Raw genomic sequence first — 22,284 nt, 5'->3', positions numbered from 1 at the left:
CGCGGACGCGCGCGGTGGCGTCCGGCGGGGCTCAGTCCTCGGTGTCTCCGGCTTCCTCGTCCACGACGCCGGTCTCGTCCATCCGGTCACGGAGGTGGTCGGCCATCGCTCCGGCGCCCTCGCCGGCGTGGTCGTGGTCGACCTGCTCGATGAGGCCGTGCAGCTTCTCGTGGTTCGTCGCCTCGGTGGCGCCGTCCATGACGGGCTCGGTCTGTTCGTTGTCGCTCATGGCACGGACGCTACGCCGCGGCTGGTGGGCGTCAGGCGTCGGTGCGCGCATCCTGGCCGACGGAGTGCGGGTCCGTGTCACCGGCCGCCGGTGTCGACCGGTAGTGCAGTTCGACCGCGCCGCCCACGAACGGCGTCGTGCCGACCAGTTCGTACACCGGCGTGGGCGCGGCCACCGGCAGCAGGGGCGCACCGGCGCCGAGCGCGATCGGCATCACCGTGACCCGGAGCTCGTCGAGCAGCCCGGCCTGCTGGTACTGCGCCGCGAGGAGGCCGCCGCCGACGACCCACACGTCGCGTTCGCCCGCCGCCCGCTCGAGGACCGACTGGTGGTCCGCGACCGATCCCGAGACGAAGTGCACCTCGGCGCCGTCCGGCACGGGCAGCTCGCGCGTGGTGAACACCCAGGTCGGCAGGTCCGGGTACGCCCAGGTGTCGTCGTGGGCGAGCAGCCACTCGTACGTGGTCGAACCCATCACGAGGGCACCGACGCCCGCGAAGAAGCGGTCGTGGTGTTCCTGGAACGGCTCGAAGCCGAACTGCAGCAGCCAGTCGAGGTCGTCGCCGGGCGCGGCGACGAACCCGTCCAGCGAGGACGCGACGGAGTAGGTCGTGCTCATGCCCGGGACGCTACCGAGCACCTCCGACAGCACGTCGTCTGCTGCCGACGGCCGCACACTCGGCGATCACCAACACCAGGGAGATCCCGAGCTGGCCGAGGGCGAACCGGCGCCGCCGCCGGTCCGCGACGGCCAGCGGCACCATCGTCAGGCCGTGGAGGGTGTCCACGACCGCGCTGAGCGTGTGTGCGTCGGGAGTCCGGGCGCGACCGACCAGCCCCGCCTGGGCGAGCTGCCGCGCCGCGAGCACGACGTCCAGCACCGGCTGCCCACCGCCCCGTGCGGCCCGGACCGCGTGCCCGATCCCCACGGCGGCCCGGACGGCCTCGACACCGGAGCCCGACGTCATCGTCGTCGTCCCGCCGCCAGCGCCACGGCTCCCGCCGCACCGGCCAGCACCGCGCCGACGAGCCCGTTCCCGAGCCGGCGGTGTTCCACCCACCAGGTCTGCGGCGACCAGGCGTGCGCGGTGTCGTCGAACACCCCGTGCGCCCCGTGGTCCCCTGGAACCGGTTCGTAGAGGTTCACGCCGATCGCCGACCCGTCCTTCTCGGGGTCCTGCTGCCCGGACACCAGCGTCTTCGCGGCGTACCAGTCGGCGAACCGCCCGCTGATCCGGTTGCCGAGGATCGTGTAGACCGTCGACTCCCCGACCCAGGTGCGGCGACGGGGCCGCTCGGCCACGGCGGCGATCGCCCGTGCGCCGACCTCCGGCTGGTAGATCGGTGCGACCGGCTGGGGCTGGTGCGGCAGCTTCGACTTCACCCACTGGAACTGGATGGTGTTGAGCGCGGGCATGTCGACGCGGGAGACCTGCACCTTGCTGCCCTGCTCGAGGAGCTCGGAGACGACCGACTCGGTGAACCCGACGATCGCGTGCTTCGCCCCGCAGTACGCGGCCTGCAGCGGGATGCCCCGGAAGCCGAGGGCCGAACCGACCTGGACGACCTGCCCGCGGTCGCGCGGGACCATCCGGGACAGCGCTGCCCGGGTGCCGTTCACGAAGCCGAGGTAGGTCACGTGCAGTGCGCGCTCGAAGTCCTCGGGTGCGGTGTCCATGAACCGTCCGAACACGCCGACCATCACGCCGTTGACCCAGAGGTCGATCGGCCCGAGCTCCTGTTCGACACGGTCGGCGGCTGCCTCGACGGCCTCCCGGTCGGACACGTCCGCGACCAGCGCCAGCCCTCGTCGTCCGGCCGCCTCGACCTCGGCGACCGCGGCCTCGACCCCGTCCCGCCCCCGCGCGAGCACGGCGACGTCCCACCCCCGTGCGGCGAGCTCCCGCACCGTCGCCCGTCCCAGTCCTGCGGAACCACCGGTCACCACTGCCACTCGAGTCATGCGCCCAGTTGTACGCAGGCGCTCGAGCCGCTCACCCAGCAGTTGTCCCCCGACGGGCCGTCGCGAGGTGCGAGCCGACCCGCAGCACCGAGGGGCGTTCGTCCGGGGCCTGGGGGATCGCTCCGAGTGCGAACGCCTCGACGACGTCCGGGCCGAACAACACGCACACCGAGGACCCGCCGAACTGGAAGTACCCGAGTTCGTCGCCCTTGCCCACGTGCGTGCCGGTGGTGATGCCGTCCCCGATGACGCACGAGGACACGTCGGACATGCCCACGAAGACGACGGCCACCTGGCCGATCGCCGGATCGTCGGCGTCGATGACGACCACGGCACGCGTGGCGACGTGCGCCAGGTACCCCTGCGAGACCGTCGGCTCCCAGGCCTCGGTCCCCTGCGAGTCGGCCTCCGAGTAGTAGGTCCCGGGCTGCACCCAGGCGCGAGCGATCGTCCCGGCCACCGGGCTGTGCCAGCGGTGGTACTCCAGGGCGCTCAGGAAGGCCTGGAACACAGTGCCGTCCACGAATCCGTCGACCGACTCGTCCCCGGCGAGGAGCTCGTCGAGCGAGTACGGCTCGGCCTTCACCCAGAAGTCGTCGCGGCGTCGCACACCCCGGGCGATCCGGTACGGCGTGGCCTCGCACGGGCTGGCGACCACCGCGTCGTCGTCCGGGGACGCGACCGGCCGCTCGCCCTCCCGGAAGCGTCTTGTGAAGAAGTCGTTCCACGAGGTGAAGCCCCAGTGCTCGTCGTCCGGGTCGTGCTCGAACTGGTCCATGCCCACCGCACGTCGAGCTGCATCGCTCCGCCAGCCGCCCGGCTCGTCGACGATCACCTCGAGGGACTGCTCGGCCGACAGGAACGTGCACCAGGCGTCGAGGACGTCGCGCAGTGCGGCGTTGACCCGCGGGTCCCGGTAGAACGAGAACCCCGCCGGGGTTGCCTTCGTCCAGTCGAGGATCCCGTCGAGCGGGGTCATCACCATCTGCTCGCCGTACTCGGGCGCACTGCGGACGACCTCGTCCATGAGCAGGAGCAGCTCGTCGAAGCTCTCGAGGTGGCGTTCGGCGTAGTCCCGCGACGACGGGACTTGCGCGATCATCTCGTGCGCCTCGAGCCGGAGCACGGGGTCGCCCTCGACGACGTCCCGGAACGCGGCGACCGACGGGTGCAGCACCTGGTCGGGATCGCGCTGGTCGAGGCGCTCGCGGCGGCCCCGCAACCAGGACTCGAGGTGGGCCTGGTCGGCGGGGAGCCAGCCGGCACGGCGGCGGACGTCACGAGGTGCAGCAGTCACGAAGCGCACCGTACCGACCCGGTCACCCGGTCCTCCCAGCCAGCACTGTCGCCGAGGACCGAGCATGATGGGCGGGTGGACACCCGAGTCGACCCCGCGGAGCCCGGGCCGGACGCGAAGCCGGAGCAGGAGCCGGAGCCGCGCTGGGTCCGACGGACGCCGATCCTCCCTGAACAGTGGTGGGGTCCTCCGGCGGCACAGGTGGCCGGTGTGCTGGTCGTCCTGGCGATCGGCATCTGGCTGCAGCGCGCGGCGCTGCCCGTGGCGATCCTCGTCAGCGTGGTCGTGCTGGCCGGCGCGGTGGTGCTCGCAGCCGTCGGACGGCGGGCGTACTGGTACCCGAGTCGTGCAGCCGCGTGGCGCCTGCACCGCACGCGCGTCACCGTGTGGGGCGCCGCCGGGGTCTGCCTGGCGGCGTTCGCGCTCGCGGTGGGGGCGCAGGCCCTCCTGTTCGCGCTGGGGGCCGTCGAGATCGGCCTCCGGTCCGCACGACAGTCCGAGCCGACGCGGTTTGAGCTGCGGGGCCGTTCCGTGGCGGTCGCCGGTGTCGCGGTGGCCTCGACCGTGTTCGCGGTCGTGGTGTTGACGGTCCCGGCCGTCGACGAGACGTACTCGTCGCGGTGGGTCGGGTGGAGCGTCGTGATCGTCCCGCTCACCGTCATCCTCGCGGTGCTGCACTGGCGCGCTGCATCGAAGGCCACCGACGCCGACCTCGACGGCACGGAGCCGGACGTCCGCGGTCAGGAACCGCCGAGCGACGACCCGCTCAGCGCCCGAGACCGAACCGCGTCGTGACGCCGGGCGAGTAGAGCACCGAGTCCGGCTCGAGCTCGGCCAGTGCGAACGGCAGCCCCGCGGCACCGATCAGGTCGTCCCGGAGCGACACGACCGAGGCCCGGTGGAGCGGCCACGGCTCGTGCTCGTTCGGCCAGAACCGGGTCCGGCCGGCTCGGTGCACGTGCATGCCCCACCGCGCGGTCAGGAAGGTCTCGAGGGCCGTCGGCTCGGTCACCTCCGCACCGACCCGCACTTCGACGAGGGACCGCAGGTGCGTCCCGTGTCGTCGCATGGCGTAGCCGACGCGGCCGTCGCCGTTCCGCGTCTCGGCATCGGCCCACCAGTACGGCAGACCGGTCGCGACGCGCGCGCCGATCGTCGGCAGGAGCTTGCCGGCGTCGAGCGACAGGAACACCACACCGTGCCGCCCTTCGTCGTCGATCGTGTAGACGCGGACGTTCACCTCGACGAAGTCCCCGATCCTCCCCGTCGAGATCGGCGGGAACCGGGTGTCCTCGAACCGGAACGCGATGAGGCCGACCCACGTGGTCGCCCCGTCGTCGGTGCCGTCCGCAGTGAGGGTGTCCGGCCGGGTGCCTGCGGGGAGCAGCGGCGCAACCGCCGAGACGTCGACGCGCCAGTGCACGAAGACGACGTCGAGCCAGTCCTGCGAGATCCAGGGGCGTCCGGTCAGTCCGGGGGCGACGGCCTGGAGGCGCGGGTCGCCCCCGGCGGGCACGGCCGCGGTCACGAGGTGGTCGCCTCCGGGCCGATGTGCCCCGCCACGGGCGCGTCGTCCCACCCCTGCTGCGGGGTGTCGCAGGTCCCCCGGAAGACGTACTGCGACGGCCGCTTCCGCTCGCTCGACGTCCAGTCGATCGCGGGACGCCGGCGCTCGGGCGGCAGGTAGCCGATCCGGTAGACGGCCATCAGCTCGAGCGACTCGGCGACGTGGAGCAGTCCCTCGATCTCCTCCCACGCCCCGGGGGTCTCCATCGGGAAGGACACGAACTGGATGCCGAGTCCGAGTTCGGTCGTGGCGAGCCAGATGTTCTCCATCGCCGCACCCATGCTGAACACCGAGTAGAAGCCGGAGAGCTCCTCCTTCCGGTACTCGTGCCGGTCGAGCAGCACGCCGAGCAGCAGCGGCGACCCGGCGACGAGCTTCCGGTTCTCCTCACCGAGGGTGTGCGGCACCCGCAGTGTGTTCATGAGCAGCTGACCGCGCTTCGTGAACACCTGCTTCGTGAAGGGCTTGAGCGGGCCGGGGAGCTTGTCGAACAGCATGCCGTCGCGCCGCTCGTCCATCTCGGCCTGGGAGAACCGGAAGTACGGCTTGTACCGCTCGAAGAACGTCCCCTCGGCCATGGTCCGGGTCATCGACGAGCCGCTGATCTCGGCGACGCGGTCGATCGTGTCGCGCTCCTCGACGAGGACGAACCGCCACGGCTGGCTGTTGAGCTGCGACGGTGCCCGGCCGGCCAGCTCCATGAGCAGCCGCTGGTGCTCGGGCGACACGGGGTCGGGGAGGAACGGTCCGTTGGTGGTCCGCCGGCGTCTGATCGCCTCGAAGAGCTCCACTGCTTACCTCTCTGCTCGGCGGCCCGCGAGCAACGCCCCCAGGTAGGACGGCGCCGCGGCGACCGCGACTTGCCAGTGTGCTCCGGAGCGCGGGTTCGTGCGTGGTGCGACCGCGAGCGGCACGAGCGCCGGGAGCAGGAAGAGCGCCGATCGGCTTCGCGTCCAGACCGGGGTGGTCGCCGCGACACCGGTCAGCGTGGCGGTCACGACGAACAGGCCGTGGTGGACGACGCGCAGCTTCCTCGTCCGGATGAGCCGCACGGCGACGGCGGTGCCCCACGCGCAGTTCGCGACGTAGGCGACGCTCGCAGCGGTGACCAGACGGCGGGCCGTGCGCGAACCCGTGGGAGGTGATCCGTGCCTCCTGGCCGCCATCAGTCCCATGTGCGGGACGTTACGCGGTCTCGCGACTGACCAGCTTGGAGAGCACGATCGCGGACCGCGTGTGGTCCACCTGGGGTGCGAGGCGGACCTTGTCGAGGGCTTCCTCGAGCGCGGAGAGGTCCTTCGAGCGCATGTGCACGACGGCGTCGGCGCTGCCCGTGACGGTGCCGGCGTCGATGACCTCCGGCACGCTGTCGAGCAGGGTGCGGAGCTCGTCGGGGGAGACCGTGCCGCGGCAGTAGAGCTCCACCCAGGCCTCGGTGCCGCGGTCCTCGACGGCGGGGTCGACCTTGATCGTGAAGCCCTGGATCACGCCGTCGCCCACCAGCCGGTCGACGCGACGCTTCACGGCGGAGGCCGAGAGTCCGACCACCGACCCGATGTCGCCGTAGCCGGCGCGGGCGTTCTCCCGGAGTTGATCCAGGATGCGGTGGTCGAGCGAATCCATTGCACCCATGGTACGCGGACTTCTTGCACGTCCGGTGGGTTCGGCGCACGAAACGTGCGTCACCCGAACGGGTGTCACTGACCCGCAGTGTGGGGGACTGCACGTGCTGGACGGTGTGTGCGAGGATCGACGCGGCGTCGACCTGGTCCGCTGCGGTGAGTGAGCCTGCATCTCACCGGAGCTCTTCTTCAGTGGTGGTTCCTGGCAGGCTCGGGCCCCGGTCCCTCCAGGAGGACTGATGTCGAACACCGCACCCTCGACCACCGATGCACCGGCCCGTACCGCCACAAAGCGGACGATCCTGATGTGCAAGCCGACGCACTACACGGTCAGCTACCGGATCAACCCGTGGATGCACCCCGAGGACCCGACCGACACGTCGAAGGCCGTCGAGCAGTGGCAGTCCCTCGTGGACGTCTACGAGCAGCTCGGCTTCGACATCTCGTACATCGAGCCGATCGAGGGCCTGCCGGACATGGTCTACGCGGCCAACGGCGGGTTCGTGCTCGACGGCGTCGCGTACGGCGCGAAGTTCCAGTACCCCGAGCGTCAGCCCGAGGGTCCGGCGTACATGGACTGGTTCCGCAGCGCGGGCCTGACCGTCGCCGAGCCCGAGGAGACGAACGAGGGCGAGGGCGACTTCCTGCTCATCGGGAACACCATCTTCGCCGGCACCGGCTTCCGCTCGGACAGCACCTCGCACGAGGAGCTCGCGCGGATCTACGGCCGCGAGGTCGTCACCCTGAAGCTCATCAACCCGAACTTCTACCACCTCGACACGGCGATCGCGGTCCTCGACCCGGAGCCCGCCGCGGACGGCACGTCGAACATCGCGTACCTCGAGAGCGCCTTCGACGAGCCGTCGCTGGCGATCCTGCGCGAGCGCTTCCCGGACGCGATCATCGCCACCGAGGAGGACGCCGCGATCCTCGGCCTGAACTCCTACTCCGACGGGTACAACGTCGTGATCGCCTCGCGCGCCACCACGTTCGCGTCGCAGCTCCGCGAGAAGGGCTACAACCCGATCGGCGTCGACCTGTCCGAGCTGCTGCTCGGCGGCGGCGGCGTGAAGTGCTGCACGCTCGACCTGCACCCGGTCGGCACCGGCACCTCGGTCGCGCGATGACGGCCTCGTCGCTCGGTTCGCGGACCGCTGCGGCGCTCGCCGTCGAGGAACGCTCCCTCGCCCACAACTACAGCCCGCTGCCCGTCGTCATCGCATCGGGCGACGGCGCGTGGGTCACGGACGTCGACGGCAAGCGCTACCTGGACGGCCTCGCCGCCTACTCCGCCGTGAACTTCGGTCACGGCAACCCCCGGCTGCTCGACGCCGCGCGGGCGCAGCTCGACCGGGTCACGCTGACCTCGCGCGCGTTCGTGAACGACCAGCTCGGACCGTTCGCCTCGGCGCTCGCCGCGTTGACCGAGACCGACATGGTCCTGCCGATGAACACCGGTGCCGAGGCGGTGGAGTCCGCGATCAAGGTCTCCCGTGCCTGGGGCTACCGCGTCAAGGGCGTCCCCGCTGAGCGCGCCACGATCATCGTCGCCTCGGGGAACTTCCACGGCCGCACCACGACGATCATCTCGTTCTCGGACGACCCGTCGGCGCACGACGACTTCGGGCCGTTCACGCCCGGTTTCCGCACCGTGCCGTACGGCGATGCCGATGCCCTGCGCGAGGCGATGGACGAGACCGTCGTCGCCGTGCTGCTCGAGCCGATCCAGGGCGAGGGCGGGGTCGTCATCCCGCCTCCGTCCTACCTGCCGGCGGTCCGAGAGGTCTGCGACGAGTTCGGCGCCCTGTTCGTCGCCGACGAGATCCAGTCCGGGCTCGGTCGCACCGGCCACACCCTCGCCGTGCAGCGCGTCGGGATCCGCCCGGACCTCATCACGCTCGGCAAGGCGCTCGGCGGCGGGATCGTCCCCGTGTCCGCCGTGGTCGGTCGGCGTGACGTCCTGGGCGTCCTGCGTCCGGGCGAGCACGGGTCGACCTTCGGCGGGAACCCACTCGCGGCGGCCGTCGGCTCCGAGGTCGTGGCGATGCTCGGCGAGGGCACGTTCCAGCAACGGGCGCTCGAGGGCGAACCGCTGCTGCGCGGGCTGCTCGACGACCTGGTCGGCTCCGGAGTCGTCTCGCACCGGGTCGCCGGACTCTGGGCGGGCATCGACATCGACCCGGCGCTCGGCACGGGCAAGCAGATCGCGCAGGACCTCGCCGACCGCGGGGTGCTCGTGAAGGACACCCACGGGTCGACGATCCGCTTCGCGCCGCCGCTCGTCGTGACCGACGACGAGGTGCGCCTGGCGATCGGCGCCCTCGCCGAGGTCCTGGCCGCGCGCGCCTGACACGACGACCAACAGGAGGCGCGGTGCGGGTCGGACCCGCGCCGCGCCTCCCGACTCGTGCCCGGCCGACCCGGTTCAGGACGCTGTCGCACAACCGAACGCACCCGGAACCACGCGATCACGTGGTTCCGGGTGCGTTGTGTTGTGCCGCGCGTCGCGCCGGCCCCGTCAGGCCGCGCGCCGCGCCCGCGACCGCGCGCCGCGCCCGCGACCGCGCGCCGCGCCCGCGCCCGCGCCCGCGCGCGCGTCACACCGCCCAGCGCGCCGCCAGCTCGTCCATCAGGGCGTCGAGCCGCTCGTCGACGACCTGCGCGTCGGGGTTCGCCTCGTACCAGGCGATGACCTCGCGCACGCCCTGCCGGTAGGGCGTCCGGGGCCGGTACCACGGTACGAGCGACCGCACCTTGCTGTTGTCGAAGACCGAACTGTTCGCCTTGTCGCCGAGGAGCGCCGCACCCCACTCCGGGTCCACGGCGTTGATCGCATCCGCCGGCACGTGCACGATCTTCAGGTCTTCGACGCCTGCTGCCGCTGCGATCTCGTGCGCGATCTGGTTCCAGGTCGGCGCCTCGTCGCTCGTGATCGTGAACGCCTCGCCGATCGCCTCGGCCCGGTCCAGCAGCCCCGTGAACCCGACTGCGAAGTCCCGGCTGTGCGTGATCGTCCACAGCGAGCTGCCGTCGCCCGTGATGATGATCGGTTTGCCGGCACGCATCCGTGCGACAGCGGTCCAGCCGCCCGTCAACGGGAGCTTCGTCTCGTCGTAGGTGTGCGACGGCCGGATGATCGTCACCGGGAAGTCCTGCTCCCGGTACGCCGCCATGAGCAGCTCCTCGCACGCGATCTTGTCCCGCGAGTACTGCCAGTACGGGTTCTTCAGGGGCGTCGACTCCGTGATCGGCAGGTGCGTCGCCGGGGTCTGGTACGCCGAGGCCGAACTGATGAACACGTACTGCCTGGTCCGCCCGGCGAAGAAGTCGACGTCGGCCTGCACCTGGTCCGGCGTGAAGGCGATCCAGTTCACGACGACGTCCCAGTGGCGGTCGCCGACCACCTCCGCCAGGGCGCTCCGGTCCGACACGTCGGCCTGGAGGCGCGTCACACCCTCCGGGATCGGCCTGCCCCCGGTGGTCCCCCGGTTGAGCACGGTGACGTCGAACCCCTGCTCGACGGCTTCGCGGACACAGGAAGCACTGATCACCCCGCTGCCGCCGATGAACAGCACGCTGGCTCCCGACATGGACGCTCCTTCGCTCCCGGCGGTGCACCACTGCACCGCAACCCTTCCGATCCTGCACCTCCAGGTCCGTGTGCCGCCTCGGGACTACCGTCGCCGACGGAGCCGCACCGACGCGGCCACGACAGGAGTGACACGCACATGGAGTACCGCTACCTCGGCAACTCGGGCCTCAAGGTCTCCGAGATCACCTACGGCAACTGGCTTACCCACGCCTCCCAGGTCGAGAACGACGCGGCGATCGCCTGCGTCCGGGCAGCGCTCGACGTCGGCATCTCGACGTTCGACACCGCCGACGTCTACGCCAACACCGGTGCCGAGACCGTCCTCGGCGAGGCATTGAAGGGGGAGCGACGCCAGTCCCTCGAGATCGCCACGAAGGTGTTCGGGCCGACCGGACCCAAGGGGCACAACGACACCGGCCTGAGCCGCAAGCACATCCTCGAGTCGATCAACGGTTCGCTCGAGCGACTGCAGACCGACTACGTCGACCTCTACCAGGCACACCGGTTCGACTACGAGACCCCGCTCGAGGAGACGATGATGGCGTTCGCCGACGTCGTCCGGCAGGGCAAGGCGCTCTACATCGGCGTGAGCGAGTGGACGGCGGAGCAGCTCCGCGCGGGACACGAGATCGCCGACGACCTCGGCGTCCAGCTCATCTCGAACCAGCCGCAGTACTCGGCGCTCTGGCGGGTCATCGAGGGCGAGGTCGTCCCGACGTCCGAGGAGCTCGGCATCTCGCAGATCGTCTGGTCCCCGATCGCGCAGGGTGTGCTGACGGGGAAGTACCAGCCCGGTCAGCCGCTGCCGGAGGGCTCCCGCGCCACCGACGACAAGGGCGGCGCGAAGATGATCGAGCGGTTCATGCGCGACGAGGTGCTGTCCGCCGTGCAGGAGCTCAAGCCGATCGCCGACGAGCTGGACCTGTCGATGGCGCAGCTCGCGGTCGCCTGGGTGCTGCAGAACCAGAACGTGGCGTCCGCGATCATCGGCGCCTCGCGTCCGGAGCAGGTGCACGACAACGCCGGCGCTGCCGGGGTGACGATCCCCGCGGAGCTGCTGTCCCGCATCGACGACGCTCTCGGCTCGGTGGTCGAACGCGACCCGGCGAAGACCGAGGAGAGCAGCCCGAAGACGCGCGAGGCGTAGGTGCCCAGCTCGGGAGGCGCGGTGCGGGTCCGACCCGCACCGCGCCTCCTGGACGTGGTCGCGTCACGACCAACGCAAAAAGGCCCCCTACCGGAGTAGGGGGCCTTTCACCGTGGCTGGACACGGCATCGATCCGTGGACCTTTCGATTTTCAGTCGAACGCTCTACCAACTGAGCTATCCAGCCGTGGCGACCCTGACGGGACTTGAACCCGCGACCTCCGCCGTGACAGGGCGGCACGCTAACCAACTGCGCTACAGGGCCATGTTGTGTTGTGTTGTTCGGTAGTGCTCTGCTTGCTTGCTCACTCTGCGAGGAGTGACCCCAACGGGATTCGAACCCGTGCTGCCGCCGTGAAAGGGCGGTGTCCTAGGCCACTAAACGATAGGGCCGCAAGCGGTGCTTCGCGCTACCGATGGACAAGCATACGGATGCCCCGCAGGATTCACAAATCGAGCGGCTCCGCGGCGGAATCCCCGGCGTGTCGCGGTGTCGCCGCCCGGGCGCGGGGCTTCACTCACCGTGGGGCACCAGGCCCCGATTCGTGCTGTCGATGTTCCGATGCGACCATCGTCGTCGGTCCCGTGCCCCTCGTGCGAGGGGGTGTGCGGGTGCGACACCTGTTGTTACTGTTGCGCTTGTTAACAGTGTTACGTGCGTGAGCCTTGCCGCGCTGTTACGAAATCGAGATGTATGTCGACCTCACCATCGCTCTCACTCCGCCCCCGTCCCCGCCGCCGCTTCATCGCCGCCGCGGTCGCCGTCGCGCTCACCGCCGGCACCCTCGCGGCCCTCGCCCCGGTGACCTCGGCCAGTGCGGCGTCGTACCCGAGCTGGTCGGACGTCGAGAAGGCCAAGGCGTCGAAGTCGGCCCAACAGGCGAAGGTGACCCAGATCAAGGGGCTCATCGCCGACCTCACGGCGAAGGCCTCCGCGGCGCAGAAGTCCGCCGAGGCCGCCGGGACGGCGTACCAGACCGCGCAGACGAAGTACGACGACGCGACGCTGACCCAGAAGAAGCTGCAGTCCCAGGCGGACGACGCCGAGAAGACCGCGACCGCGTCCGAGGCGCAGGCCGGTCAGCTCGCGGCACAGCTCGGGCGGGCGAGCGCGAACGACGTCACGACCGACATCCTCACGCACCCCACGAAGTCGGGTGACCTGCTGTACGAGCTCGGTGCGATGTCCAAGCTCAGCGAACAGGCGGACGGCATCTACGCGCAGGCGTCGCAGGACCGCGGTGTGGCCCAGGGCCTCGCCGACAAGGCGGACCGCGCCAAGGAGGCCCTCGGCGACCTCGCAGACCAGGCACAGCAGAAGATGCAGGCCGCACAGACCGCCGCCGACCAGGCGCAGTCCTCCGTGGACGCCCAGGCGGACAACAAGGAGCGACTCGAGGCGCAGCTCACCCTGCTGACCACGAGCGAGCAGAACGTCGAGGCGCGCTACAACAAGGGCGTCCAGGTGGAGAAGGCCCGGCTGGCCCGCATCGCGGCAGCGGCAGCGAAGGCCGCGGCGACGAGCCAGGGCGGGACCGGTGGCGGTTCGCCGAACTCGTCCGGCTGGGTCCGCCCGACCGGCGGGTACCAGACGAGCCCGTTCGGCTACCGACTCGACCCGTACACGAAGAACTACGCCCTGCACGCCGGCGTCGACCTCGCTCCCGCCTGCTACGCCCCGATCTACGCGGCGGCGTCCGGCACGGTGACGTTCGCGGCGAACGGCGGCGGCTACGGCAACGAGGTCGTGCTCGACAACGGCGGCGGCATCTCGACCGCGTACGGGCACATCGTCGACGGCGGCACGCTCGTGTCGGTCGGCCAGCACGTCACCGCCGGGCAGCAGATCGCCAAGGTCGGTTCGACCGGGTGGTCGACGGGTTGCCACCTCCACTTCGAGACCCGGGTGAACGGTTCCGCCGTCGACCCGGTCCCCTTCATGGCAGCGCGGGGGATCTCGGTATGACCGTGTGCGCGCCCGAAAGGCCCTGAACGCCGTGAAGCACTCCGCTCGCACCCTGTCCTGTGGGATCGCGGTGGTGGCCGTCCTCGGGATCGGTCTCTCCATCGTGGTCGCCGGCCCGGCCCAGGCGGCACCGTCCGCCCCGAGCTGGGACGACGTGCGAGCGGCGAAGGCGGACACCGCCGAAGCCCAGTCCACCGTCGACGAGCTGAGCACCCGGCTGCAGACCCTGCAGGACGCTGCCGACAGCGCACAGGTCGCCGAGCTCCAGGCCGGTCAGACGTACGCCCTCGCGGCGTCGCAGCAGCAGGACGCGCAGGCGACCCTGGACGACCTCAGCGCGCAGTCCAAGCGGGCGGAACGGACGGCGGACGCCTCCGCGCAGCAGGTCGCCGGCCTCGTGGTCGAGCTGTCGCGCACCGGCGGCGGGGACCTGTCCGCGGCGATGCTCATCGACTCGCGGGACTCCAAGGACCTGCTCTACCGGGTCGGCACGATGTCGCACCTGTCCGAGCGCTCCGCGACCGTCCTCGCCCAGGCCCAGGCGGACCAGAACACCGTCGACGCGATCGCCGCGCAGCAGTCCGCCGCGACGAAGGCCCTCGCGAAGGCGACGGACACGACGAAGGCCGCCCTCGCCGAGGCGAACGACACCGCGGCGTCGGCGCAGGCCCGCGTGCAGCGTGAGCAGGACCAGCAGGACGAGGTGCTGCAGCAGCTCGCGTACCTCAAGGGCACGAGCGTCGCCACCGAGGCCGCCTACTGGACGGCGAAGCAGGCGAAGCGGGCGGAGGCGCAGCTCGCGTCGACCACCGGTGGCTCCGGGGCGACCGCGGCCGCGGGCACCGGCACCGGCTCGGGTGGGGGCGCCGCGAGCAGCACGCCGAGCACGGGCGGCGGCACGAGCACCCAGCCGGGCACCGGCGGCGGCAGCACCGGCGGCGGCACGAGCACCCAGCCGAGCACCGGCGGCGGCACCACCGGCGGCAGCAGCTCCGGCGGCACCAAGCCCAGCACCCCGACCACACCGTCGAAGCCGAGCACCCCGACCACTCCGACCACCCCGTCGAAGCCGAGCACGCCCACCACCCCGACGACCCCGACCGCACCGAGCACGCCCTCGAAGGCAGCCGGCGCGATCGCCTACGCCCGCGCACAGATCGGCGACGCGTACCAGTTCGGCGGTGCGGGCCCGAACACGTGGGACTGCTCCGGCCTCGTGATGATGGCCTACAGCTCGCAGGGCATCGCCACCGGCGGCCACAACGTCGTCTGGCAGTACAACTACTTCAAGTCAATCGGGCGCCTCGTGCCGATGTCACAGCGGCAGCCCGGCGACATCCTCTTCTACTCGTACAACGGCACCGTCAACGAGGCGTACCACGACTCGATCTACACCGGCAACGGCATGATGGTCGAGGCGGCGAACCCGCAGCGCGGCGTGCTCGAGCGGGCGATCTGGACCCCGGGCCAGCTGCTGCCCTACGTCGCACGGCCGAGCGGTTCGCTCTAGCCGCACGCAAGAACGACGAGTGCGCACGAGGGATCGTGCGCACTCGTCGTCAGGCGGTGCAGTCCCGGTCGAGCCGGAACGGGACCGGGAGCGTCAGTGACCGGCGGGCACGTACGCGGCCTGGCCGGCCGTGACGATCGCCTCGGCCTCGGCGGCGTCGCCCCAACCCTCGGCCTTGACCCACTTGTTCGGCTCGAGGTCCTTGTAGCGCTCGAAGAAGTGCGCGATCTCGGCCTTCGTCTGCTCGTCGACGTCCGAGATGTCCTGGATGTGCGCCCAGCGCGGGTCCTTCGCGGGGACCACGAGGACCTTCGCGTCGTTGCCGGCCTCGTCGCTCATCTTGAAGACGCCCACCGGGCGGACCTTGACGCCCACACCGGGGAACGTCGGGTACTCGAGGAGCAGCAGCGCGTCCACGGGGTCACCGTCGTCGGCCAGGGTCTTCTCGAAGAACCCGTAGTCGGTCGGGTACACGAACGAGGTGAACAGCACGCGGTCGAGGTACACGCGACCGGTCTCGTGGTCCACCTCGTACTTGTTGCGGCTGCCCTTGGGGATCTCGACGACGACGTCGTACGCGGCCATGTTGCGCTCCTGGTCTGATGTGCGGGAAGAAAGCGCGGCTAACGTTACCGGGTGAACACTCCGCGTCCCCGGCTCGACCCTGCGGTCGCCGACACCCGTCGCGCGGTGCGCTCCCTGCTCGCGCAGGCGCTCGACGAGGGCACGGTGCGCCCCGGAGACCTCGTGCTCGTCGCGCTGAGCGGCGGACCGGACTCGCTCGCGCTCGCCGCGGCCACCGCGTTCGAGGCGCCCAAGCAGGACCTGCGAGCAGGGGCAGTGGTCGTCGACCACGCACTCCAGGCGGGGTCCGAGGCGGTGGCGAGCCGCGCCTCCAGGCAGGCGTCCGAGCTGGGACTCGCACCGGTGACCGTCCGTCGTGTCGCCGTCGGTTCCACGGGCGGTCCCGAAGCGGCGGCTCGGGAGGCGCGGCACGCGTCGATCGCGCTCGTCGCGTCCGACGTCGGGTCACCCCTCGTGCTGTTCGGACACACGCTGGACGACCAGGCCGAGTCCGTGCTGCTCGGCCTCGCCCGCGGAAGCGGGCCGGACTCGCTGTCCGGCATGGCGCCGTTGACGCGGCGCCATGCGGGGCCGGCCTACGGGCGGCCGCTCCTCGGCGTCCGCCGACACACGACGCGGCAGGCGTGCGCTGCCGCCGGACTCGCCCCGTGGGACGACCCGCAGAACGCGGACCCCGCCTTCGCGCGCGTCCGCGTCCGGAACGTGCTCCTGCCCGCGCTCGAACGCGAACTCGGCGCCGGTGTGCCCGAGGCCCTCGCCCGCACCGCCGACCAGCTCCGCGAGGACTCGGCCGCGCTCGACCACTTCGCCGAGGAGATGGCCGAGGACCTCGCCGAGCACTCCGAGGCCGGTATCTCGCTGTCCGTGCGGGAGCTCGCGGTGAACCCGCCGGCCCTCCGGCAGCGGCTCGTGCGGCTGGCGGTGGAGAGCGAGTTCGGCGTGACGCTGTCCCGCGTGCAGACGCTCGAGGTGTGCCGGCTCGTCACCGACTGGAGCGGGCAGGGGCCGATCGACCTGCCGGGCGTGCAGGCGTCGCGATCGGGCGACCGGCTGGCCTTCACCGCCGGTTAGGCTGGGGTGGTGGAACTCTCCGACGTCCAGGCAGACCTGTCCGAAGTCCTCTTCACCCCCGAGCAGATCGACGACAAGCTCGCCGAGCTCGCCGCGGTGGTCGACGCCGACTACGCGGGGCGCGACCCACTGCTCGTCGGTGTCCTCAAGGGTGCCGTCATGGTGATGGCGGACTTCTCGCGCCACCTCAAGATGCAGGCGCGCATGGACTGGATGGCGGTGTCGTCGTACGGCTCCGGCACGAAGTCGTCCGGCGTGGTCCGCATCCTCAAGGACCTCGACACCGACCTGCACGGGCGGGACGTCCTCATCGTCGAGGACATCATCGACTCCGGTCTGACGCTGTCATGGCTCAAGCAGAACCTCGAGTCCCGCGGGGCCGCGAGCGTCGAGATCGTCGCACTGCTGCGCAAGCCCGAGGCCGCCAAGGTCGAGGTCGACGTGAAGTACGTCGGTTTCGACATCCCGGACGCGTTCGTGGTCGGCTACGGGCTGGACTACGACGAGCGCTACCGCAACCTGCGCGGGGTCGGGGTGCTCGCACCGCACGTCTACAGCTGATCCTGGCGGCGGGTGGAGTTCGCCCGCAGAGGACACCCATTCTCGCCACAGAATCGCAGCCGTATGCTGATCAGCACGCAACTTCGGCAGAGAAAGGTGTCGGGCGCTCTGCCCGGATCACATGGACTTCAAGCGCATCCTTCGCGGGCCGTACATCTACGTGCTGATCGCGATCGTGGGGATCTGGATCGGATGGGCTGTCATCAGCCAGTCCGGCACGCAGCAGATCGACACGCAGAAGGGCCTCCAGCAGCTCTCCGACGGCAAGGTCTCCTCCGTGGTGGTGAACTCCACCGAGCAGCGCGTCGACCTCACCCTGAAGGACGGCAACGTGCACGAGCAGTTCTACTACTCGACGCCGCGCGGTGAAGAGGTCATCCAGGCCGTCAACGAGGCGAACCTGCCGAAGGGCTACAACGACACCGTCCAGCAGTCGAACTGGTTCCTCTCGCTGCTCGGCATCCTCCTGCCGTTCCTCATCATCGGCGCCCTGTTCTGGTTCCTCCTCGCCAACGCCCAGGGCGGCGGCTCGAAGGTCATGCAGTTCGGCAAGTCCCGGGCGAAGATGAACAACAAGGAGAACCCGCAGGTCAGCTTCGCCGACGTCGCGGGCGCCGACGAGGCGATCGAGGAGCTCCAGGAGATCAAGGAGTTCCTCAAGGAGCCGGCGAAGTTCCAGGCCGTCGGCGCCAAGATCCCGAAGGGCGTGCTGCTGTACGGCCCTCCCGGTACCGGCAAGACGCTGCTCGCCCGAGCCGTCGCCGGTGAGGCGGGCGTGCCGTTCTACTCGATCTCCGGTTCGGACTTCGTCGAGATGTTCGTCGGTGTCGGTGCGAGCCGTGTCCGCGACCTCTTCGAGCAGGCGAAGCAGAACTCGCCCGCCATCGTCTTCATCGACGAGATCGACGCCGTGGGTCGTCACCGTGGCGCCGGCATCGGCGGCGGCAACGACGAGCGCGAGCAGACGCTGAACCAGCTCCTCGTCGAGATGGACGGCTTCGACGGCAAGACCAACGTGATCCTCATCGCGGCGACGAACCGTCCCGACGTCCTCGACCCGGCGCTCCTCCGCCCCGGTCGCTTCGACCGCCAGATCGGCGTCGACGCCCCGGGCCTCGCCGGCCGCCAGCAGATCCTCGAGGTGCACGCGAAGGGCAAGCCGCTCGCCGCGAGCGTCGACCTCGAGCTGCTCGCCCGCAAGACGCCGGGCTTCACCGGCGCCGACCTGGCGAACGTCCTGAACGAGGCCGCGCTCCTGACGGCCCGCTCGAACGCGCAGCTCATCGACAACCGCGCCCTCGACGAAGCCGTCGACCGCGTCATGGCCGGACCGCAGCGCCGCACGCGCATCATGTCCGACCAGGAACGCCTCATCACGGCCTACCACGAGGGCGGTCACGCCCTCGCGGCCGCTGCCATGCGCCACACCGACCCGGTGACGAAGATCACGATCCTCCCGCGCGGCCGTGCCCTCGGCTACACGATGGTGCTCCCGCTCGAGGACAAGTACTCCGTCACCCGCAACGAACTGCTCGACCAGCTCACCTACGCCATGGGTGGTCGCGTCGCCGAGGAGATCGTCTTCCACGACCCGACCACGGGTGCGTCGAACGACATCGAGAAGGCCACCGGTACCGCGCGCAAGATGGTCACCGAGTACGGCATGAGCCGTGCCGTCGGGTCCGTCAAGCTCGGCTCCGGGTCGAGCGAGCCGTTCGTCGGCCGCGACATGAGCGGCGGGACCAGCCGCGACTACTCGGAGAACATCGCCGAGACGGTCGACGCCGAGACCCGTGCCCTGCTCGAGGCCGCGCACGACGAGGCCTACCAGGTGCTCAACGACAACCGCGACATCCTCGACCGTCTGGCCGGCGAGCTCCTCGAGAAGGAGACCCTCGATGCCCCGGAGCTGGTGGAGATCTTCAAGGACGTCCGCAAGCTGCCGGAGCGCCCGCAGTGGCTGTCCAGTGACAAGCGTCCGGTGAGCAACCTGCCCGCCATCGAGGTGCCGGGCAAGGCCGCCTCGACCGCGTCCGAGCAGTCCGACCACGAGTCGTCGAAGCCCCGTCGCCGTCCCTTCGGCAACCCGGGTATCGCCCCCGCGTAGGCCGGCATGACGGACCTGCCGACGAGGCGCTCGCGTCGGCTCGCCGAGGTGAGCCAGGCGCGGGCCGCAGCAGCCGAGCCGCCGACGGTCGCGATCGACCTCCGGGCACCAGCACCGGTGCCGGAGATCGTGACCGGTCGGCGGCGCGACCGCGATCGCGGTGCGCCGACCGACGACCGGACCCGAGTGATGGGGATCCTCAACGTCACGCCGGACTCCTTCAGCGACGGCGGGCTGCACCAGGCGTACGACGCCGCGGTGCAGCACGCCCGGGAACTCGTCGCCGCCGGGGCCGACATCGTCGACGTCGGCGGGGAGTCGACCCGGCCGGGGTCGGAGCGCGTCCCCGTCGAGGTTGAGCAGCAGCGGGTGCTCCCGGTCGTGCAGCAGCTCGTGGCCGAGGGCATCACGGTGAGCGTCGACACGATGAACGCCTCGACCGCCGAGCGTTCGGTGGACCTCGGCGCCGCCATCGTGAACGACGTCTCCGGGGGGCTGGCCGACGACGACATGGCGCGCGTCGTCCGTGACACGGGTGCCGGGTTCGTCGTCATGCACTGGCGTGGGCACAGCGACCGGATGTACCGCAACGCCGAGTACGTGCACGCCGTCGACGAGGTCCGGCGCGAGGTCGAACTCCGCGTCGCCGAGCTCATCGTCCTCGGGGTGCGCCAGGAACAGGTCGTCATCGACCCGGGCCTCGGCTTCGCCAAGCAGGGCGTGCAGAACTGGGAGATCCTGGCGGGCTACGAGCGGTTCGCATCGATCGGCCTGCCGGTGCTCGTCGCCGCCTCGCGCAAGCGCTTCCTCGACGGGGTCGGCAGCGCTGCCGGTGCCGCCCCGAAGGAGCGCGACCTCGCCACCGCCGCCATCAGCCTGCTCTCCGCCGAACGCGGGGCGTGGGGTGTGCGCGTGCACGACCCGGCACCGACCCGTGCCGTGCTCGACGTCTGGGACGCCTGGAGGGCAGCTCGATCGTGAGGGACACCATCCGACTGACCGGGGTCCGCGCACGCGGCCACCACGGGGTCTTCGACCACGAGCGCGCCGACGGCCAGGACTTCGTGGTCGACGTCGCCGTCGAGGTCGACGCCCGCGCCGCGTCCGGCTCCGACGACCTCGACGAGACCGTGCACTACGGCGTGCTCGCCGAGCAGGTCGTCGCGGAGATCGAGCGCGACCCGGTCGACCTCATCGAGACCCTCGCCGAGCGCATCGCCACCGCCGTGCTGACGCACCGTGCGGCCCTGGCGACCGAGGTCACGGTGCACAAGCCGCAGGCGCCCATCACGGTGCCGTTCACCGACGTGTCGATCACGATCCGCCGGACCCGTGGCGGCGTCCGTGCCGCCGGGTCCGACGTCGAGGAAGAAGAGTGAGCCGGGCGGTCGTCGCCCTCGGCGCCAACCTCGGCGACCGGGGGAGCACCCTGCGCGCCGCCGCCGCCGCGATCGTCGCCCTCCCGGGGGTGCGTCCGGTGGCCTCCAGCCGCGAGGTCGAGTCGGTCGCCGTCACGCTCGACGGCCCGGACCCGACGAAGCCCCGGTACCGGAACGCCGTCGTGGTCGTCGACACCGACCTCGAGCCGCAGGAACTCCTCGACGCCCTGCACGGCATCGAGGACACCCACGGCCGCACGCGCGAGGTCCGCTGGGGCGACCGGACGCTCGACCTCGACCTCGTGGCGTACGACGACCTGTCCCTCGACACCGTGACCCTGACGGTGCCGCACCCGCGTGCCGGCGAGCGGGCGTTCGTGCTCGCGCCGTGGCACGACGCCGACCCGGACGCCGTCCTGCCGGGTGTCGGGCCGGTGGCCGACCTGCTCGAGCGGGTGGGGGACGACACGGAGCGCGTCGACGAGCCGCGCCTCTTCGACGAGCCGACCCGCGCCTCCAGGCCAGAGACGAGCGATTCGTGAAGCCCACCCGCGCCTCCACCCTGCTCAGCGTCGCCGTCGTCGCGGCGGTCGCCGGCTTCGCCCTCGACGCCGTCCTGGCGTCGCGGCAGGCGCCGACGCTGTTCCTCGCGACACCCCTCGGCGTCACCCTCGCCTTCATCGGCATCGCCGTCGTCCTGATGGCCCGGCCGGTCCGTCGGCACGCTCGCGACGGCGCGTCCCGGTCGCACCCCGTCGACCCGCTCTACGCGATCCGCGTCGTGGTGCTCGCGAAGGCGTCGAGCATCGCGGGCTCACTGTTCGGCGGGTTCGGCGCGGGCCTGCTCGTGTACCTCCTGACCCGCTCGGCCTTCCCTTCGCTAGGCTCGGTCCTGCCGAACGCCGTGGCGGTCGGGGGTGGACTCGTGTTGACGGTGTGCGCACTCGTCGCCGAACGCATGTGCATCGCTCCTCCTGGGGACGATGACGACGACGACCTCCCCCGGGGCGGCACGACGCAGGCGCACTGACACCGGGGCGGCACGACGCTGGCGCACCGACACCGGGGCGGCACGACGCCGGCGCACCGACACCGGAGCGGCACGACGCACGCGCACCGACCCGGTGCACCCAGCACGACCCGACCGCAGGAGGCCCGCGATGCCGCGTGAACGACTCGACGAGCCCGGTCTGGGACTGACCGGCACCACCTGGACCCGGGTGTCGCCCAAGCTCGTCTGGACCGAGCTCGTCACGACGATCGTGATCGGGCTCGTGGTGACAGCCGGCTGCGTCATCATCGGCGTCGTCAGCGGCGGGTTCTCCGGCACGGCCGGCACCGTCTGGACGCTGATCGGCATCGCGGTCGCGATCGTCACCCTCGTGACGGCGATCCTGACGCCGCGACGCGTGCGGGCGATCGGGTACGCCCTCCGTGACGACGACCTCGTCCTCCGGCGCGGCCTGATGTGGCAGCGGTTCACCGCCGTCCCGTACGGCCGCATGCAGCTCGTCGACGTCAACCGCGGGCCACTCGACCGGGTGCTCGGCATGAGCGAGCTGAAGTTCGTCACGGCGGCCGCGTCGACCAACGTCCGGATCCCCGGCATCCCCTTCGCCGACGCCGACGAGCTGCGCGACCGGCTCGTCGAGCTCGCCGAGTCCCGCCGCGCCGGGCTCTAGGGGGGCC

General features: G+C 71.1%; 25 protein-coding genes and 3 tRNA genes. 14 read left to right on the top strand and 14 right to left on the bottom strand.

The genetic code is table 11. The features are described 5' to 3' along the window. Window positions 1-31 precede the first annotated feature (31 nt). Genes ACEN8D_RS10850 through ACEN8D_RS10830 form a run of 5 tightly spaced genes read right to left on the bottom strand, consistent with a single transcriptional unit; the run spans window position 32 to window position 3,489 of the window. Complete coding sequence (locus ACEN8D_RS10850; protein WP_070417343.1) at window positions 32-229, bottom strand: hypothetical protein; 198 nt, start codon at window positions 227-229, stop codon at window positions 32-34. A 31-nt stretch (window positions 230-260) separates the two neighbouring features. Further along, a complete protein-coding gene (locus ACEN8D_RS10845) occupies window positions 261-848 on the bottom strand; it encodes a dihydrofolate reductase family protein (protein ID WP_309777836.1) in 588 nt (195 codons plus the stop codon). Window positions 849-858: 10 nt separating this feature from the next. Continuing rightward, window positions 859-1,197 (bottom strand): hypothetical protein, encoded by a 339-nt coding sequence (locus ACEN8D_RS10840; protein WP_309777837.1) that lies wholly within the window; start codon window positions 1,195-1,197, stop codon window positions 859-861. Beyond that, window positions 1,194-2,192 (bottom strand): SDR family oxidoreductase, encoded by a 999-nt coding sequence (locus ACEN8D_RS10835; RefSeq protein ID WP_309777838.1) that lies wholly within the window; start codon window positions 2,190-2,192, stop codon window positions 1,194-1,196. The genes ACEN8D_RS10840 and ACEN8D_RS10835 overlap by 4 nt, the downstream gene beginning before the upstream one ends. 31 nt (window positions 2,193-2,223) lie before the next feature. Then, window positions 2,224-3,489: a phosphatidylserine decarboxylase family protein gene (locus tag ACEN8D_RS10830; RefSeq protein WP_413399277.1), complete on the bottom strand. Its 1,266-nt coding sequence runs from the start codon at window positions 3,487-3,489 to the stop codon at window positions 2,224-2,226. A 75-nt stretch (window positions 3,490-3,564) separates the two neighbouring features. On the opposite strand from ACEN8D_RS10830, the gene ACEN8D_RS10825 reads away from it, so the two are divergent. Continuing rightward, window positions 3,565-4,284, top strand: coding sequence for a hypothetical protein (locus ACEN8D_RS10825; RefSeq protein ID WP_413399276.1), 720 nt, complete (start codon window positions 3,565-3,567; stop codon window positions 4,282-4,284). Here the strand turns inward: ACEN8D_RS10825 and ACEN8D_RS10820 are convergent. Genes ACEN8D_RS10820 through ACEN8D_RS10805 form a run of 4 tightly spaced genes read right to left on the bottom strand, consistent with a single transcriptional unit; the run spans window position 4,256 to window position 6,679 of the window. Next, window positions 4,256-5,017 (bottom strand): YqjF family protein, encoded by a 762-nt coding sequence (locus ACEN8D_RS10820; RefSeq protein ID WP_413399275.1) that lies wholly within the window; start codon window positions 5,015-5,017, stop codon window positions 4,256-4,258. The two genes, ACEN8D_RS10825 and ACEN8D_RS10820, sit on opposite strands and share 29 nt — an antisense overlap. Beyond that, complete coding sequence (locus tag ACEN8D_RS10815) at window positions 5,014-5,847, bottom strand: nitroreductase family protein (RefSeq protein ID WP_413399274.1); 834 nt, start codon at window positions 5,845-5,847, stop codon at window positions 5,014-5,016. Before ACEN8D_RS10815 ends, ACEN8D_RS10820 begins: the two co-directional genes overlap by 4 nt. A gap of 3 nt (window positions 5,848-5,850) precedes the next feature. Further along, window positions 5,851-6,231, bottom strand: a complete 381-nt coding sequence (locus ACEN8D_RS10810; RefSeq protein ID WP_413399273.1) for a hypothetical protein — start codon at window positions 6,229-6,231, stop codon at window positions 5,851-5,853. A 10-nt stretch (window positions 6,232-6,241) separates the two neighbouring features. Continuing rightward, window positions 6,242-6,679, bottom strand: a complete 438-nt coding sequence (locus tag ACEN8D_RS10805; RefSeq protein ID WP_070417337.1) for an Lrp/AsnC family transcriptional regulator — start codon at window positions 6,677-6,679, stop codon at window positions 6,242-6,244. Between the two features lie 238 nt (window positions 6,680-6,917). On the opposite strand from ACEN8D_RS10805, the gene ddaH reads away from it, so the two are divergent. After that, on the top strand, window positions 6,918-7,805 hold the full coding sequence (gene ddaH, locus ACEN8D_RS10800; protein WP_261646093.1) for a dimethylargininase: 888 nt from the start codon (window positions 6,918-6,920) through the stop codon (window positions 7,803-7,805). Further along, window positions 7,802-9,028 (top strand): ornithine--oxo-acid transaminase, encoded by a 1,227-nt coding sequence (gene rocD / locus ACEN8D_RS10795; protein WP_413461710.1) that lies wholly within the window; start codon window positions 7,802-7,804, stop codon window positions 9,026-9,028. Before ddaH ends, rocD begins: the two co-directional genes overlap by 4 nt. A 247-nt stretch (window positions 9,029-9,275) precedes the next feature. Here the strand turns inward: rocD and ACEN8D_RS10790 are convergent, their stop codons facing one another. Continuing rightward, the gene (locus ACEN8D_RS10790; protein ID WP_309777852.1) at window positions 9,276-10,268 is read right to left on the bottom strand and encodes an SDR family oxidoreductase; all 993 of its coding nucleotides are present in this window, start codon (window positions 10,266-10,268) and stop codon (window positions 9,276-9,278) included. 138 nt (window positions 10,269-10,406) lie between these two features. Here ACEN8D_RS10790 and ACEN8D_RS10785 point away from each other — a divergent pair, with 138 nt between their 5' ends. After that, window positions 10,407-11,417 (top strand): aldo/keto reductase family protein, encoded by a 1,011-nt coding sequence (locus tag ACEN8D_RS10785; protein WP_071296510.1) that lies wholly within the window; start codon window positions 10,407-10,409, stop codon window positions 11,415-11,417. A gap of 113 nt (window positions 11,418-11,530) precedes the next feature. Here ACEN8D_RS10785 and ACEN8D_RS10780 read toward each other — a convergent pair. From ACEN8D_RS10780 to ACEN8D_RS10770, 3 genes are all read right to left on the bottom strand, one after another. Next, window positions 11,531-11,603: transfer RNA gene (locus ACEN8D_RS10780), tRNA-Phe, on the bottom strand. Window position 11,604: 1 nt separating this feature from the next. Continuing rightward, a tRNA-Asp gene (locus ACEN8D_RS10775) sits at window positions 11,605-11,681 on the bottom strand. A gap of 55 nt (window positions 11,682-11,736) precedes the next feature. Then, window positions 11,737-11,809, bottom strand: a tRNA-Glu gene (locus ACEN8D_RS10770). 301 nt (window positions 11,810-12,110) lie between these two features. Here ACEN8D_RS10770 and ACEN8D_RS10765 point away from each other — a divergent pair. Both ACEN8D_RS10765 and ACEN8D_RS10760 read left to right on the top strand, forming a co-directional pair. After that, window positions 12,111-13,382 carry a M23 family metallopeptidase gene (locus tag ACEN8D_RS10765; RefSeq protein WP_092388610.1) on the top strand — a complete coding sequence of 424 codons (1,272 nt, stop codon included), beginning with the start codon at window positions 12,111-12,113 and terminating at the stop codon, window positions 13,380-13,382. Window positions 13,383-13,455: 73 nt separating this feature from the next. Next, a complete protein-coding gene (locus ACEN8D_RS10760) occupies window positions 13,456-14,892 on the top strand; it encodes a C40 family peptidase (RefSeq protein ID WP_495601006.1) in 1,437 nt (478 codons plus the stop codon). Between the two features lie 93 nt (window positions 14,893-14,985). On the opposite strand, the gene ACEN8D_RS10755 is transcribed toward ACEN8D_RS10760, so the two are convergent. Then, window positions 14,986-15,477 carry an inorganic diphosphatase gene (locus ACEN8D_RS10755; protein ID WP_070417329.1) on the bottom strand — a complete coding sequence of 164 codons (492 nt, stop codon included), beginning with the start codon at window positions 15,475-15,477 and terminating at the stop codon, window positions 14,986-14,988. Between the two features lie 51 nt (window positions 15,478-15,528). Between ACEN8D_RS10755 and tilS the strand changes: the two genes are divergently transcribed. From tilS to ACEN8D_RS10715, 8 genes are all read left to right on the top strand, one after another. Beyond that, window positions 15,529-16,548: a tRNA lysidine(34) synthetase TilS gene (gene tilS / locus ACEN8D_RS10750; RefSeq protein ID WP_413461790.1), complete on the top strand. Its 1,020-nt coding sequence runs from the start codon at window positions 15,529-15,531 to the stop codon at window positions 16,546-16,548. A gap of 9 nt (window positions 16,549-16,557) precedes the next feature. After that, window positions 16,558-17,109: a hypoxanthine phosphoribosyltransferase gene (gene hpt, locus ACEN8D_RS10745; protein ID WP_070417327.1), complete on the top strand. Its 552-nt coding sequence runs from the start codon at window positions 16,558-16,560 to the stop codon at window positions 17,107-17,109. Window positions 17,110-17,230: 121 nt separating this feature from the next. Beyond that, window positions 17,231-19,216 carry an ATP-dependent zinc metalloprotease FtsH gene (ftsH, locus tag ACEN8D_RS10740; protein WP_413399846.1) on the top strand — a complete coding sequence of 662 codons (1,986 nt, stop codon included), beginning with the start codon at window positions 17,231-17,233 and terminating at the stop codon, window positions 19,214-19,216. Between the two features lie 6 nt (window positions 19,217-19,222). After that, window positions 19,223-20,197: a dihydropteroate synthase gene (gene folP / locus ACEN8D_RS10735; protein ID WP_309777864.1), complete on the top strand. Its 975-nt coding sequence runs from the start codon at window positions 19,223-19,225 to the stop codon at window positions 20,195-20,197. Continuing rightward, the gene (folB, locus tag ACEN8D_RS10730) at window positions 20,194-20,595 is read left to right on the top strand and encodes a dihydroneopterin aldolase (protein WP_413461812.1); all 402 of its coding nucleotides are present in this window, start codon (window positions 20,194-20,196) and stop codon (window positions 20,593-20,595) included. The genes folP and folB overlap by 4 nt, the downstream gene beginning before the upstream one ends. Further along, window positions 20,592-21,137 (top strand): 2-amino-4-hydroxy-6-hydroxymethyldihydropteridine diphosphokinase, encoded by a 546-nt coding sequence (gene folK, locus ACEN8D_RS10725; RefSeq protein ID WP_413399882.1) that lies wholly within the window; start codon window positions 20,592-20,594, stop codon window positions 21,135-21,137. The genes folB and folK overlap by 4 nt, the downstream gene beginning before the upstream one ends. Beyond that, entirely contained in the window at window positions 21,134-21,625 is a 492-nt protein-coding gene (locus tag ACEN8D_RS10720) for a DUF3180 domain-containing protein (RefSeq protein WP_070417323.1), read from the top strand. The genes folK and ACEN8D_RS10720 overlap by 4 nt, the downstream gene beginning before the upstream one ends. 130 nt (window positions 21,626-21,755) lie before the next feature. Further along, window positions 21,756-22,277, top strand: a complete 522-nt coding sequence (locus tag ACEN8D_RS10715; RefSeq protein WP_070417322.1) for a PH domain-containing protein — start codon at window positions 21,756-21,758, stop codon at window positions 22,275-22,277. The last annotated feature ends 7 nt before the right edge of the window (window positions 22,278-22,284 follow it).

The organism is Curtobacterium sp. Curtsp22 (genome assembly GCF_059492135.1).
The sequence above is the reverse complement of the archived record's forward strand: the minus strand, read 5'-3'. Positions and strand labels throughout refer to the sequence as shown.